Annotated in this window: 14 protein-coding genes; 7 read left to right on the top strand and 7 right to left on the bottom strand. The window is 64.8% G+C overall.

Features of this window, described 5'->3' with window-relative positions; translation table 11 throughout:
- Positions 1-149 precede the first annotated feature (149 nt).
- Together ACVOK8_RS00860 and ACVOK8_RS00855 are read right to left on the bottom strand one after the other, a co-directional pair.
- Positions 150-1,001 (bottom strand): histone, encoded by an 852-nt coding sequence (locus tag ACVOK8_RS00860; RefSeq protein ID WP_481565143.1) that lies wholly within the window; start codon positions 999-1,001, stop codon positions 150-152.
- 145 nt (positions 1,002-1,146) lie between these two features.
- On the bottom strand, positions 1,147-3,300 hold the full coding sequence (locus tag ACVOK8_RS00855; protein ID WP_481565142.1) for an adenosylcobalamin-dependent ribonucleoside-diphosphate reductase: 2,154 nt from the start codon (positions 3,298-3,300) through the stop codon (positions 1,147-1,149).
- Positions 3,301-3,761: 461 nt separating this feature from the next.
- On the opposite strand from ACVOK8_RS00855, the gene ACVOK8_RS00850 reads away from it, so the two are divergent.
- The 7 genes from ACVOK8_RS00850 (at position 3,762) to ACVOK8_RS00820 (ending at position 10,035) form a co-directional block, all read left to right on the top strand.
- The gene (locus ACVOK8_RS00850) at positions 3,762-5,192 is read left to right on the top strand and encodes a Do family serine endopeptidase (RefSeq protein WP_481565141.1); all 1,431 of its coding nucleotides are present in this window, start codon (positions 3,762-3,764) and stop codon (positions 5,190-5,192) included.
- A gap of 120 nt (positions 5,193-5,312) precedes the next feature.
- The gene (locus tag ACVOK8_RS00845; RefSeq protein WP_481565140.1) at positions 5,313-5,672 is read left to right on the top strand and encodes a hypothetical protein; all 360 of its coding nucleotides are present in this window, start codon (positions 5,313-5,315) and stop codon (positions 5,670-5,672) included.
- A gap of 5 nt (positions 5,673-5,677) precedes the next feature.
- Positions 5,678-6,163 (top strand): phage holin family protein, encoded by a 486-nt coding sequence (locus ACVOK8_RS00840; protein WP_481565139.1) that lies wholly within the window; start codon positions 5,678-5,680, stop codon positions 6,161-6,163.
- Positions 6,160-6,615, top strand: a complete 456-nt coding sequence (locus ACVOK8_RS00835; RefSeq protein WP_481565138.1) for a protein sip-5 — start codon at positions 6,160-6,162, stop codon at positions 6,613-6,615. The genes ACVOK8_RS00840 and ACVOK8_RS00835 overlap by 4 nt, the downstream gene beginning before the upstream one ends.
- A gap of 45 nt (positions 6,616-6,660) precedes the next feature.
- A complete protein-coding gene (locus ACVOK8_RS00830; RefSeq protein ID WP_481565137.1) occupies positions 6,661-7,752 on the top strand; it encodes an AI-2E family transporter in 1,092 nt (363 codons plus the stop codon).
- A 168-nt stretch (positions 7,753-7,920) separates the two neighbouring features.
- Positions 7,921-8,631, top strand: a complete 711-nt coding sequence (locus ACVOK8_RS00825; protein ID WP_481554471.1) for an HAD family hydrolase — start codon at positions 7,921-7,923, stop codon at positions 8,629-8,631.
- A 33-nt stretch (positions 8,632-8,664) separates the two neighbouring features.
- On the top strand, positions 8,665-10,035 hold the full coding sequence (locus tag ACVOK8_RS00820; RefSeq protein ID WP_481565136.1) for a leucyl aminopeptidase family protein: 1,371 nt from the start codon (positions 8,665-8,667) through the stop codon (positions 10,033-10,035).
- Positions 10,036-10,273: 238 nt separating this feature from the next.
- Here the strand turns inward: ACVOK8_RS00820 and hglS are convergent, their stop codons facing one another.
- The 5 genes from hglS to ACVOK8_RS00795 all read right to left on the bottom strand — a co-directional run bounded on the left by hglS (position 10,274) and on the right by ACVOK8_RS00795 (position 14,301).
- Complete coding sequence (hglS, locus tag ACVOK8_RS00815; RefSeq protein ID WP_481565135.1) at positions 10,274-11,632, bottom strand: 2-oxoadipate dioxygenase/decarboxylase HglS; 1,359 nt, start codon at positions 11,630-11,632, stop codon at positions 10,274-10,276.
- Between the two features lie 93 nt (positions 11,633-11,725).
- Positions 11,726-12,304: a hypothetical protein gene (locus ACVOK8_RS00810; RefSeq protein ID WP_481565134.1), complete on the bottom strand. Its 579-nt coding sequence runs from the start codon at positions 12,302-12,304 to the stop codon at positions 11,726-11,728.
- Between the two features lies 1 nt (position 12,305).
- Positions 12,306-13,058 (bottom strand): HAD family hydrolase, encoded by a 753-nt coding sequence (locus ACVOK8_RS00805; protein WP_481509778.1) that lies wholly within the window; start codon positions 13,056-13,058, stop codon positions 12,306-12,308.
- A gap of 262 nt (positions 13,059-13,320) precedes the next feature.
- A complete protein-coding gene (locus ACVOK8_RS00800; protein WP_481565133.1) occupies positions 13,321-13,698 on the bottom strand; it encodes an EF-hand domain-containing protein in 378 nt (125 codons plus the stop codon).
- A 222-nt stretch (positions 13,699-13,920) separates the two neighbouring features.
- Complete coding sequence (locus tag ACVOK8_RS00795) at positions 13,921-14,301, bottom strand: hypothetical protein (RefSeq protein ID WP_481565132.1); 381 nt, start codon at positions 14,299-14,301, stop codon at positions 13,921-13,923.
- Positions 14,302-14,318: the final 17 nt, after the last annotated feature.

The following is a 14,318-nucleotide window of genomic DNA, read 5'->3' as shown; positions in this document are numbered from 1 at the left end:
GCGGGCTTTGGCGGGGGGTGTTTCTCGGGATTAACCCTTTTTTTTCTTGTCGATGTTGCGGGCCCTGGTACTAATCCTGGTTTCAGGTGGTGGTGCCGCTATGCCGGGGGCGGCGCCCCGCCCCTGCGGGCCGGGGCGCGCGGTGCGGCTTACTTGCGGGTGGCCTTCTTGACGGCCTTCTTCACTGCGGTGGCCTTCTTGGCAACCGTCTTCTTGGCGCTGGCTGCTTTCTTGGCAACCGTCTTCTTTGCGACAGCGGCCTTCTTGGCCACGGTCTTCTTGGTCACGGCAACCTTCTTGGCAACCGTCTTCTTGCTGACGGCTACTTTCTTGGCGACCTTTTTGGCGACCTTCTTTTCAGTGGCCTTCACCGTCTTCTTGACGGCGGCGACCTTCTTGGCGGCCTTCTTTTCGACCTTCTTCACCGCCTTTTTGGCAGCAGTGGTCTTCTTGACGACGGCCTTGGCAATCTTCTTCTCGGCGGCCTTCACCGACTTCTTTGCGGCAGCAGCCTTCTTGCCGACGGCCTTGGCGACCTTCTTCTCGGCAGCCTTCACCGTCTTCTTGGCCGAGGCGACCTTGCTGGCGGCCTTCTTCTCGACCTTGGCGATGGCCTTCTTGGTCGCTGCGCGCTTGCCGGCGCCCTTCTTCTTCAGCTCGGTAGCTTCGGCGGTGGCGTTGGCCTTGGCGGCTTCCAGCTTCTGGCGGACGGAGGCCACCTTCTTCTTTACTTCCTTCTTGGCCGCGCTGGCTTTCTTGGCGACAACCTTCTCAGCCTTCTTGACGGCCTTTTCGGCCTTCTTTACAGCCTTCTTGACCTTGGCAACCTGCTTCTTGGCGCCGGCCTCAACCTTCTTTGCGCTGGCCTTCACTGCGACCACGGCATCGCTGGCGGTTGCCGCGATGCTCTCGCCCGCGTGGACGACGGTTTCCTTGACGGTTTCTTTCACGTCCTCGGCAACCTGGGTTACGGTCGCGGTCACACCATTACCATTGCTCATAAAGCCCTCCTAAGGGCATCGGGTCTGTAATGTGGCGATGCTATATCGAAGCCGATGCAACGTGAAACAAGCGCGCAACAAGAAGATGGCGGCGAAGCCACCGTCATGCCCTCCCAGCGCGCGACCGGGAGGGCGATGAAGGCACTTAGAACTTGCCGTAATAGCCTTCTTTCAGGGCGTCGAACAGGTTGGCGGCGGTGTGCATCTCGCCGTCGTACTCGATCTGTTCGTTGCCCTTGACCTCCACCACCTGGCCGTCTTCCAGCTCGAAACGGTAGGTGGTGTTCTCAAGATCCGCTTCCTTGACCAGCACGCCCTGGAAGGCGGCCGGGTTGAAACGGAAGGTGGTGCAGCCCTTCAAGCCCTGCTCGTGGGCGTAGCGGTAGATGTCCTTGAACTGCTCGTACGGGTAATCGGTGGGTACGTTGGCGGTCTTGGAGATCGAGCTGTCCACCCACTTCTGCGCGGCGGCCTGCACGTCCACGTGTTCCTTGGGCGAGATGTCGTCGGCGCTGATGAAGTACTCCGGCAGCTGGGCGTCAGCCTCGTCGGAGAACGGCATGGCCTTGTCGTTGACCAGCTGGCGGTAGGCCAGCAGCTCGAACGAGAACACGTCCACCTTTTCCTTGGACTTCTTGCCTTCGCGGATCACGTTGCGGCTGTAGTGGTGCGCGAACGAGGGCTCGATGCCGTTGGAGGCGTTGTTGGCCAGCGACAGGCTGATGGTGCCGGTCGGGGCGATGGAGCTGTGGTGGGTGAAGCGCGAACCGACCGTGGCAAGTTCTTCCACCAGCTCCGGGGCCACCGTGGCCACGCGCTGCATGTAGCGGCTGTAGCGGGCGTGCAGCACCTTGCCGGCGATCTTCTGGCCGAGCTTCCAGCCGTCCTTCTTCATTTCCGGGCGCTGGCGCAGCATCGCGGCGGTGACCGCGAACTGCTCTTCCATGATCGGGGCGGCGCCCTTCTCACGGGCCAGTTCCAGGCCGGTTTCCCAGCCAGCCACGGCCATGTCGCGGGCGATGGCTTCGGTGAACTCGCAGGACTCGGTGCTGCCGTACTTCATCTGCAGCATGGTCATGGTGCTGCCCAGGCCGAGGAAGCCCATGCCGTGGCGGCGCTTGCGCATGATCTCGTTGCGCTGCTGTTCCAGCGGCAGGCCGTTCACTTCGACCACGTTGTCGAGCATGCGGGTGAACACGCGCACCACTTCCTTGTACTCGTCCCAGTCGAACGAGGCCTTGTCGGTGAACGGGTCACGCACGAACTTGGTCAGGTTCACCGAGCCCAGCAGGCAGGCGCCGTACGGCGGCAGCGGCTGCTCGCCGCAGGGGTTGGTTGCGCGGATGTTCTCGCACCACCAGTTGTTGTTCATCTCGTTGACGCGGTCGATCAGGATGAAACCCGGCTCGGCGTAGTCATAGGTGGAGACCATGATCATGTCCCACAGGTGACGGGCACGGATGTGGCCATACACCTTGCAGGCCACCAGGCCGTCGTCGCGGACGATGTAGTTTTCGTGGGTCGGCCATTCGCGCCACACCACTTCCTCACCGCTGGACGGGTCCAGCTCGGCCTGTTCCTTGGTGTTGATTGGGAACACCAGCTGCCAGTCGGCGTCGGTATTGACCGCATCCATGAAGCCATCGGTGATCAGCAGCGACAGGTTGAACTGGCGCAGGCGGCCGTCTTCGCGTTTGGCGCGGATGAAGTCCTTAACGTCCGGGTGGGATACGTCGAAGGTGCCCATCTGCGCGCCACGACGGCCACCGGCCGAGGACACGGTGAAGCACATCTTGTCGTAGATATCCATGAAGGACATCGGCCCGGAGGTGTAGGCGCCAGCGCCAGCGACGAAGGCACCGCGCGGACGCAGGGTGCTGAACTCGTAGCCGATGCCGCAGCCGGCCTTCAGGGTCAGGCCCGCTTCGTGGACCTTCTCCAGGATGCCGTCCATCGAGTCGGTGATGGTGCCCGACACGGTGCAGTTGATGGTGCTGGTGGCCGGCTTGTGCTGCTGCGCACCGGCATTGGAGGTGATGCGGCCAGCCGGGATCGCGCCACGGCGCAGGGCCCAGGCGAAACGCTCATACCAGTAGGCGCGCTTGTCGTCGGTGGCCTCGGCGTCAGCCAAGGCACGGGCCACGCGCAGGTAGGTGCCGTCGATATCGGCATCCAGCGCTTCGCCCGCCTTGGTCGTGAGGCGGTACTTCTTTTCCCAGATGTCCTGCGAGGCAGGTTGCAGAGGGATCATGTCCGACTTGGTTTGATTGCTGACCACTTCCAGACGCACCGTACTCATGATTGTGGAAACTCTCCTGGGGCACCTTGCGGTGCGATTTTTCTTTTCCCAAACAGGCCGGGCAGCAAAGACAACGACGCGCAGGCGCGTGATTACGCGCCTGTCGGCGGGATGAGGGGATTCCGGGAAATACCGGTTTTCTGCATCACTGTCGCGGTCATTGCACGCCTTCCGTTGGGGTGCTTGCACCCCGAGCACTAAACCCTACTGCTTGGGGACGCTTTTCACATCAACCCAACATCTAGTGGGTGATGACCCGGCCAAGCTTACCCACCCACGGGGTGATGTCAAACGAAAAATCAGCCGTCGGGCTATTGCATTCCCTGCAGAGCTTGGGCCTCTTGGGATTGCGGCAATGCAGAAGTTTCATTGCCGATTTAGCTGCCCCCCGCCACACTCGTGTTCAGCAACCCGCCCACACCGGTGCCGCCCTCGAGCACCCACGCATGGAACCCCCGGCAATGCGACCCATCCCGACCCTGCTGACCCTGGCCCTGGCCGCCGCCTTTGGTGGCTTCACCGTCTCCGCCATCAACGCCCACCTGGACAACCGCGCCGACGCCGCCTCGCTGAGCACGGTATTGCCCACCACCGCCGCATTGCCGTCCGCGGTTGCCGGGCAGGCTGTGCCGTCGCTGGCACCGATGCTGGAACAGGCCATGCCAGCCGTGGTCAGCGTCAACACCAAACAGGTGGTGCGGGTACGCAACCCCTACTTCGATGACCCGTTCTTCCGCCGCCTGTTCCCGCAGGTGCCGCAGGAGCGCATCAACGAGTCGCTGGGCTCGGGCGTGATCATCGATGCAGCGCGCGGCTACGTGTTGACCAACCACCATGTGGTCGAGAACGCCGACGACGTACAGGTCACCCTGGCCGACGGGCGTACGGTCAAGGCCGAATTCCTCGGCTCGGACCGCGACACCGACATCGCCCTGATCCGCATCCCGGCCGAAAAGCTGACCGCGCTGCCGCTGGGCAATAGCGACCAGCTGCGCGTGGGCGACTTCGTGGTGGCGATCGGCAACCCCTTCGGCTTCAGCCAGACCGTCACCTCCGGCATCGTCTCGGCGGTGGGCCGCAGCGGCATTCGCGGGCTGGGCTACCAGAACTTCATCCAGACCGATGCCTCGATCAACCCTGGCAATTCCGGCGGTGCGCTGGTCAACCTCAACGGCCAACTGGTCGGCATCAATACCGCCAGCTACAACCCGCAGGGCAGCATGGCCGGCAACATCGGCCTGGGCCTGGCCATTCCGTCCAACCTCGCCCGCGACGTGGTCGAGCAGCTGATCACCAAGGGCGTGGTGGTGCGCGGCACGCTGGGTGTGGAAACCCAGAACCTGACCCCGCAGATCGCGCAGGGGCTGGGCCTGGAAGAAGCCCGCGGCGCCTTGGTGACGCGGGTACTGCCGGGTTCCGGTGCAGCGGCGGCCGGGGTAAAGGCTGGCGACGTGGTCACCGCGATCAACGGCCAGCGCGTGGACAGCGCGCAGGCCCTGCACAACTTTGAGGGTCTCTCCACGGTCGGCCGCACGGTCGATCTGGAAGTACGCCGCGACGGTAAGCCGCTGCAGCTCAAGGCCACCTTGAAGGAACAACCGCGCGCAGTGGCCGGCGACACGCTGGACCCGCGCCTGAGCGGTGCAACCTTTGCCGATCTGCCCGAATCGCTGCGGCAGGCCGGCATCAACGGCGTGCTGGTCAGCGAAGTGGCGCGCGGCAGCCGCGCTGCGCAATCAGGTTTGGCCGGTGGTGATGTGATTCTCGCGGCCAGCAGCGGTGCGTTCACTGACCTCGCTGGCTGGCGTGCCAGCTTCGGCCAACGCCCGCCGCAGCTGGTGTTGAGCATCCTGCGTGGTGGCAGCCAGCGTGGCCAATTGATGATGCGATGATGCTCGGGTGAGCAACTTGTTGTGCCGGCGTAACGTTGTTTACACCCGGCAACTGCTATTTGTTGAGTTCTGTTGCAACCGCGCGCCATCCGGCGCACCCGCTGAAACCAGGAGATCACGATGAGCCCCACCAATACCGAGAACATGAAGGACCACCTGGGCGAGGCTGGCGCACACCTGAAGTCCGCCGCTTCCGCCGCTGGCTCGGCCGTCAAGGGCGCTGCCGGTGCTGCCGGCGACGAACTGCGTCTGGGCAAGGCCAACATGAAGGCCGAACTGTCCGACAGCGCGCTGTCCGGCCTGGCCGCCGCTGAACTGGGCGGTGCCGCCGCCAAGGAACAGGTCGACGCATTGGTGGACAAGGGCAAGGACCTGATCGACAGCGCCGCTGACCTCATCCGTGAGCGTCCGCTGGCCTCGTTCGGCGTGGCCTTCGCCGCTGGCTGGATCATCGCCAAGCTCGCCCGCAGCAACGACTGATCGGCGTGAGCGATAACGCAACACCGCCCACCGGCGACGATTCCACCCCGGGCCAGGCGCCCGGGCTGGAAGAAAGCATCCGTCAGGTTGGCGCGGCCGGCCGGCAGACGCTGGACTCGGCTTCCAACACGCTGCGCTCCCTGCGCAGGCTGGCTTCGGCCGACCTGTCCTTGGCGCGCAGCGCGTTTGGTCGTTCACTGGCGTGGAGCGGCGTGGCCATCGTATTCGGCGCCTCGGCGTGGCTGCTGTTGGCAGCCACCGCGGTGGCGATGCTGCAATACATGGGCTTGTCGCTGTTCGTCTCGCTGCTGATCCCCACCCTCACCAGCCTGGCCGTCACCGGCTATGCGATCTGGCGGGTGTCGTACTTCTTCCACCACACCGGCATGCATGCCACCCGTCGACAGTTGTCGCGGCTGGGCCTGTTCGACGAGCCCAATGGCGAAGACCCCGATGCCGAAGTGAAGATCCCCGGGGAGAACACACCGTGAATTTCGAAGCCCTGCAACGCCGTGTGCGCCGCGCCGAAGCCGTGGTGCAGGTGCGTGGCGAGGAAACCACCCAGCAGTGGAACCAGCTCAACCAGAGCTGGCGTAGCGCATGGACGCCAGGTCGCATCGTGGTTGTCGGTCTGGCCGGCGGCTTCCTGGCCGGAAAGCTCGAACCCGGCGGTGCCTTCAGCGGCAGCCGCTGGCTGCAGATGATCGGCTCGGTGTCCGGGCTGGTCAGCAGTGCGCAGGCCTCGGTCGCCTCGTTTGCCGCCGCTGCGGCTGCGGCCGGGGTAATGGCCGGGCAGGCTGCGGCCGATGCCGATGAAGGCACCGACGACGAAGGCGACAACGACGACGCCCCACCGTCGCCGCAATCAGCTTCCGCCGACCCGCGCAATAACAGCACACCGCCCCGTCCCGCCGAAGCGGCGACAGAACTGTCAGAATCCTGAGCACGGCGCCACTGCGCGCCGTTCCGTTCACGGAGCGCTGCCCGCATGTCTGACCCGTTGCCCGACGCCACACCCCGCACCGCCGAAGCCCCTGCGCCACGCCCGCGCGCGCCCGTCGCCCTGGTGGTACTGGCGACGCTGGCGGTGGGCTATACGCTGTGGGCCGCGCAGGAAGTCATCCTGCCAGTGCTGTTGGCGATGTTCTTCGCGCTGATCGGCAACCCCATCATCCGCCTGCTGCAGAAAATGCACCTGCCACGCTTCCTCGGCGCCCTCCTGGTGCTGGCGGCAGGCCTGGCCGGTAGTGCCGCGCTGACCGTACAACTGGCCGGCCCGGCCACCGAATGGGTGCAAGAAGCGCCGCAACAGATGCGGCAGATCTCGCGCAAGGTGCAGGACTTCGTCAAACCGGTGCAGCAGGCCAACCAGGCCGCGGAGAGCTTCGCCCGCGCCGCCGGCGGCGAAGGCAACCGCAAGGTGCAGGTGATACGCACCCAGCTTGATGATCCCTACAAGGCACTGGTGCGCACGCCCAAGCTGGCCGCCTCGGCGCTGGCGGTGGTGCTGCTGACCCTGTTCTTCATGGTCTACGGCGAAAACCTGCAGCGGCATGTGATCGCGCTGCTGCCCAATCGCCAGCAGAAGCGCTTCACCGCCGAAATCCTGCGTTCGATCGAGCGCGAGATATCGCGCTATGTATTGACCATCACCATCATCAACGTCGGCCTGGGCCTGATCCTGTCCGGCGTGCTGATGCTGCTCGGCATCGCCCTGCCCGAGGCCCTGCTGTGGGGCACGGTGGCCGCGCTGCTGAATTTCGCCCCGTATGTGGGGCCGCTGATCGGCATCGTGCTGATGCTGCTGATGGGCTTCGTCGAATTCCGCGATCCACTGACCGCCCTGCTGCCGGCGCTGGCTTATCTGGCCTTGCATACGCTGGAGGGGCAGTTGATCACGCCTATCGTGCTCGGCCGCAGCATGGCGATCTCGCCACTGATGCTGATTCTGGCGCTGATGCTGTTCGGCTGGCTGTGGGGCATGGTCGGCCTGCTGCTGGCGGTGCCATTGCTGGTCTGCGTGAAGCTGGTGCTGAGCCGCGTCGACGGCATGCACGGCTGGGCGAAGCTACTGGAATAGCGCTGCTTTTTGTAGGAGCGGCGTAAGCGGCGAAGCTGATGATGCTGCCGAAATCAGCATCCATGCCAACTGATAATGCGCCTGCTTCGCGGCTGACGCCGCTCCTACAAAAGCGAGCAGCCACGGCCCCGACAGGCCCGGCTCATGGGCTTGGCGTAAAATGCCCGGATGAACTTTCCCGTACTCGCCATCACCCTCGATCTGGACGACACCCTGTGGCCGTTCGCTCCCATCGGCGCCCGCATCGACCAGGTGCTGCATGACTGGATGCTGGAACACAGCCCGGCCACCGCCAGCATGTATCCGGTCACGGCCATGCGTGAACTGCGTGAGCGCTCGTTCCGCGACAACCCGCAACTGCACTACGACCTGAGCGCATTGCGCCGGTTGACCCTGGCCGAGGCGCTGGAAAAGAGCGGCGCGAGCATGGACCTGCTGGACCCGGCCTACGAAGCGTTCTACGCCGCGCGCAACCAGGTCGAGTTCTATCCCGATGCACTGGCGGCACTGCGCCGCATCGCCGCGCGCGTGCCGGTAGCAGCAGTAAGCAACGGCAATGCCGACCTGCAGCGGATTGGTATCGGCGAATTGTTCGCCTTCCAACTGGGCTCTCGCGAGTTCGGCGCGGCCAAGCCGGACCCGGGCATCTTCCATGCGGCTTGCGAGCGCCTTGGCGTTGAACACGCACAGGTATTGCACGTCGGCGACCATGCCGAGATGGACGTAGCCGGTGCGATGCGCGCTGGCCTGCGTGGTTGCTGGATCAACCGCGAAGAACACTCATGGACCCACACCGAACTGCAGCCCGATCTGCAGTTCGACACCCTGACCGGACTGGCCGACTGGCTGGATGGCAACGCCTCCAACCCGCAGCGCTAAGCCCACGGCCGCCAGCAGACGCAAGAGAGCACCATGACCCCGATTACCGCTTACACCACCGATTCCACCAATGCCCTGCCGCTGTACGTGCTGGACCGCGACGGCTTTGCCGCGTGGAACGCACAGCAGCCTGCCGCCGTGCAGGCCTGGGCCGCAGCGCAGCAGTTCAACGCCGCACCGAACAGCGTACTGCTGCTGCCCGGCGACAACGGCATTGCCGGCGCCTTGCTCGGCGTTGGCGATCACGCCGATGCCTACGCCTATGCCCACGCACCGTTCGCACTGCCCGCAGGCACAACCTGGCAGGTCGCCAACGAACTGGACGCCAGCAGCAGCGCCAACCTGCAGATCGGCTGGGGCCTGGGAAGCTACCGCTTCGACCGCTACCGCAAGCTGGCGCGCCCGGCCGCACAGCTGCTGGCAACGCCGGCCGCTGAAATTCTCGACGTGGTGACCGCCTGCCTGCGGGTGCGCGACTGGGTCAACACGCCCACCGAAGACATGGGCCCGCAGCAGCTGGAAGACGCCGCGCGCGATCTGGTCGAAGCCCATGGTGGCGAGCTGGAAGTGATTGCCGGCGACGAACTGCTGGAAATGAATTTCCCGACCATCCACGCGGTTGGCCGCGCCTCGCACCGCGCACCGCGCCTGATCGTGCTGCGCTGGGGCAACGCGGGTGCGCCGCATCTGGCGCTGGTCGGCAAGGGCGTGTGCTTCGACACCGGCGGCCTGGATCTGAAGCCGGCCGACGGCATGCGCAACATGAAGAAGGACATGGGCGGTGCCGCCCACGCCATCGCCTTGGCGGGCCTGGTGATGGCGCAACAACTGCCGGTGCAGCTGACCCTGGTGGTGGCTGCGGTGGAAAATGCGGTCGGCCCGGATGCCTTCCGCCCCGGTGAAGTGATCACCACCCGCAAGGGCATCACCGTGGAGATCGACAACACCGACGCCGAAGGCCGCCTGGTGCTGTGCGACGCGCTGACCTATGTCAGCGAGCAGAACCCGGACACCATCCTCGATTTCGCCACCCTCACCGGTGCTGCACGCATCGCCTTGGGCCCGGATCTGCCGGCGCTGTTCGCCAACGACGACACCCTGGCCAACCAGTGGCTGCAGGCCGGCGACAGCACCCGCGACCCGGTCTGGCGCATGCCCTTGTGGCGTCCCTACCTGCGCTACCTCAACAGCGGCATTGCCGACCTGGCCAACGCCGGCTCGCGCATGGCCGGCTCGGTGACTGCTGCGCTGTATCTGGAGCGTTTCATCAACGAAGGCCAGGTGTGGGCGCATCTGGACGTCTACGCCTGGAACGACGGCGAACGCCCGGGCCGCCCGGCCGGCGGTGAAGCGCTGGCATTGCGCTCGGCGTGGGCGATGTTGAAGACCCGCTACGGCGCTTGAGCCAGCCGCTTGCGCCCCCTCCCTTGCGCGTAGCGCAGGGGAGGGTTGGGGAGGGGTGAGCTTTTGCGCTTGATCTGCATTTGAAGCTTGGCTTGCTTGGATTGATGCAGTTGCCTTGAAGCAACGGCAACAGCACCCCTCCCCAACCCTCCCCTTGCCTATGGCAATGGGAGGGAGCAGAGCAGAAGCACCCCTCCCCGGCCCTCCCCTTGCCTGCGGCAAAGGGAGGGGCAATGCATCAGGCGTTCAGCGCTGCCAGCGACTCAGCCTGCAGGCGCTCATAGATCGCGAACTCATCGCTGACCGTCGCACCCAAGGCCTGCTCGAACGCATCACGGTTGGCACGCGCGGCATACGCACGCTGCTCACCACCACCAAGATTCGACTGGAAAATCCCCGCCGCACTCACCGGCAGGAAATCCTCATAGATGATCGGATCAGCGCTGGCCAGGCCGCGCTCGATCAACACTTCCGCCGGCAAGGCACGGGTTGGAGCATCAGCGGCAAGACCGGCATCGGTCAGGCTGTAACGGTAATAGCCCAGGCCCTCGCGACGCAGCGTTGCATGGTCGTCCGGGAACGCGGTAAACGCGTTCTGCAGACGCTGCATGTAGTCGCCACCGGCACTGCCTTCACCACCGCGCGCCTGCGCAAGCAGGGCGTCATACAGATCGCGCCCCTTCGGCGTCAGCGCAAGACCGCGCTGTTCGATTTCACCAAAGCGTGCGGTATGGGTACCAGCGTCGTTGTCCGCACCGGAGGGGAAATGCACCAGTTCCTCCAGCGCCTTGAAGCTGGTCTGGCGCAGCAGGATGGCGCAATCACGGCGCGGCGGGCCTTCGATCACGGCCTTGGCCGCAAGACCACGCGACTGCATCGCCACCTGTGCGGCATCGATGTCCAGCGTGCGCGGGGTGAGGTGGTTGATATGCGGGCCACGGAAGCTGACCACGTCGGCGACCAGACGATGCGCGCCATGCAGGGCGTGATAGGTCTTCAGCGAGACGGTGGCTTCGTTGTGCCAGCGGAAGGTTTCCAGTGACTCAACGACGAAGCGCCAGGCATCGTCTTCGCTCAGGCCGCCATCGCGTTCGCACTGCTCGATCAGCTGCAGCGCGCCAGCGGTGAAGATGTTGCGGCGGGCGAGGATCTCGGCGGCCTGCTCGCGCAGTGCGGCGTCTTCGATCAGCTCCAAACGCAGCAACGAGGTGAACACGCGGAACGGGTTGCGGTTCAAGGACTCGCCATCGACCGGGCGGAAGGCGGTGGAATGCACCGGCACGCCGGCCACCGACAGGTCGTAATACCCCACCGGCTGCATGCCCATCACCGCGAACAGGCGGCCAAGCGTGGCCAGTTCCTGCGCAGTGCCGACGCGGATCGCGCCATGGCGCTCCACGTCCAGGCGCTCGCGTTCGCCGCTGCGCTGCATCTTCGCGGCCAATTCCGGCTGCGCGGCCAGGACGTCGGCGTTGATCGCGCCAACCAGCTCCACCAAGGTGCCGTACAACGGCACTTCGGTGCGGTACATATGCGACATCGCCTGCGAGAACAGGCTGCGGATGTGATCGGGCGAAACGAAACGGTCGGCGGTCATGACAAAGCGCTTTGACGCGAAATCGAAGGAACGCCATTTTCGCCCGGAATCGACCGCCACGCCTATCCACTCGGCAGCAATTACTGCCGCCGTTTACTCCGCGGCGCTTTTGCGCGTTACCGCCTCGCGTTGGGCGCGGTCGCCGAGCTGGCGCTGCAGCAGCGGGTCCAGCGTGATCGGCCGGTCCCAGTGGTCGAAACTGGCGACGATCGCGTGGCGCAGGGCGCGCCAGCGCAGGTTGTCGGGTGGCGGCTGCAGGCCAGCCAGCACCTCTTTCCAGTTGGCCTGGGGCTGCTGGGCGCGGGCCTTTACCGCGGTACGGCAGTTGCTACCGTTGAGCTTGCCCCAGAAGCAGGCCAGATAGACATCGCCGGGCTTCCAGCCATGGTCCTGCAGCAAGGCCTGCACATAGCCCGGGCGGGCGCTGGCATAACGCGCCAACTCATCGACGAAGGCTTCCGGGTAGCGCGCGGCATAGGCGTTGATGTCGGCCAGCTGCTTGTCCACCCAGGCGTCACCGGTGGCCGGCGCGTAGACCTCGGCCACCGCTGCCGTTGCCGGCTGTTGTGCCAGCAACGGCAGGGGTAAGGACAGCACGGCAGCTGCCAGCAGACCCAGTCGCAGCAGCAGTGCTGGCCGACGCAGGCGTTGCCGGGAGCTGGCCGCGCTCATCTCAGTTGCCTTGTGCCGCTGCGGCCTGCGCGGCGACAGCGCGCACTGCTTCCGGCCACTGATGGGCGGTGTCGGCGTGGTGCAGGCGCGGCTCTTCTGCGGAGACACCGTGCTCGGCCTCGTGCGCCCAGGTCATCGCGTACGGGGTGTGGATGCCCCAACCGCCAAGGCCCAGCACCGGCTCGATATCCGAGCGCAGCGAGTTGCCGATCATCACGAAACGCTCGGCCGGCATGTTGAACTCGGCCAACACCTTGGCATAGGTCGACTGGTCCTTCTCCGAGATGATCTCGATGCGCGGGAACAGGTCCAGCAGGCCGGAACGCTCGATCTTCTGCTCCTGATGGAACAGATCGCCCTTGGTGATCAGCACCACCGGATACTCGGCAGCGATGGCAGCCACCGCTTCGCGGACGCCATCGATGACATCGACCGGGTGCTCAAGCGTGCGCCGGCCGATCTCGACGATCTGGCGCAGGTCGTGCGCGGATATCTTCTCGTCGGTCAGCTCGATGGCCGCTTCCAGCATCGACAGGGTCATGCCTTTGGCGCCGTAACCGAACACAGCCAGGTTGCGCCGCTGCACCTTGAGCAGATGCTGGGCGGTGCCGGCGTCGTGCAGGTCGATGTAGTTGCTGAGGATCAGGCCAAATTCGTGCTCGGCCTTCTGGTAATAGTCTTCGCTCTTCCAGAGCGTGTCATCGCCGTCGAAGCCGACCAGGCCGATGGCGGAGGGGGAAGTCTGCATGTTCATGCCGCACAGGATAGCAATCTGCCCTGCGGTGAATAGGGGATCGCGTCTGGAAGGTGCGGTTTTGTTGGCTGGTTTGACAGCTCGAGCAAAGTGCAACGGCAAGAGCACCCCTCTCCAGCCCTCCCCTGCGCTATGCGCAAGGGAGGGAGCGGACCGCGCAAACTGCTGGTTCATCGCGCAATGCCGCTTCTACCCCCTCCCTTGCGCATAGCGCAGGGGAGGGTTGGGGAGGGGTGCTCTTCGAGCCCTGCCCGGTTACCAATCAATTCTTATGCGCAGCCGCATAAGTCCGGTACTCATCCGCCGTCAGCTTGCCATCCTTGTTGCCGTCAGCCTCATCAAATACCTGCGCCAAACCAGCGTTGGCCTGCGACTCGGTCTTGCTGATGACGCCATCACCATCGGCGTCAACATCTGCCCAGCTCTGGCCGCCACCGGCCGCTGCCGAGGCCTTGGCGGCGCTGCTTGATGCACTGGCAGCAGCGTTCTGCGCCTGTTCTGCCGAATCCTGTGCCTGCGCAGCCTGTGCCTGCGCAGCGGCGGCCTGATCCTGTGCATCCTGCGCCATGGCCGGCAGTGCAAGCGCGGAACCAACGATGGCAACCAGGGCGAACAGCGGGGTGCGATTACGTACGGTCATCAGGTCTTCCTCGTGTGTTGGCAAAAGCGCGGAAATTCCGCACACCCCAACCCTGACAAGCTGCGCCTGAATCGCTTGCACCCCTGAAAACCGCAGCGAACATCCTGTTAACCACTCGCACGGGATCAGCGGTTACGGCCCCTGTTAGCCGTGCATGAAGTGAAAGTAAGCCGATGATTAGAGCGTTCCAACCATCGTGCTTATCGATGCAATGCCGACGCCTCAAGCATCATGCGTGGTGTCAGCCAGCGGTTGCCGCGAACTGAACAACAACCAACCCAGGCCGACGCCAACGGCTACACCGATCAACTCAAACAGCACGCGCGTGCCCAGCTGGTCCGGATCATGGATCGAAGCCAGCGCCAATTTGGCGTACAGCGGCGACTGCAGGTTGACCATGCCCAGCGAAAACAGCTTCCAGCCATCCACGCCAGCAGCAATGGCCGCCGCTATCAGCGCGGAGTAGGCGATGGCATGTCCGTGCCTCAGCCCTCCACGCCGGCACACCTGCCACCACAGTGCGAACACCACAAAGCCAATCGCCAAGGCGATCAAGCCAGCTTCCAGCGAGCCCAGCAGGCCGTAATGCAGAACCAGATTCATGGGCGCGGCGCGGTCCA

The sequence above is a fragment of the Stenotrophomonas sp. STEN083 genome, from assembly GCF_056759195.1.
Note: the sequence above shows the minus strand (reverse complement) of the source record. Positions and strands in the feature narration are given on the sequence as shown.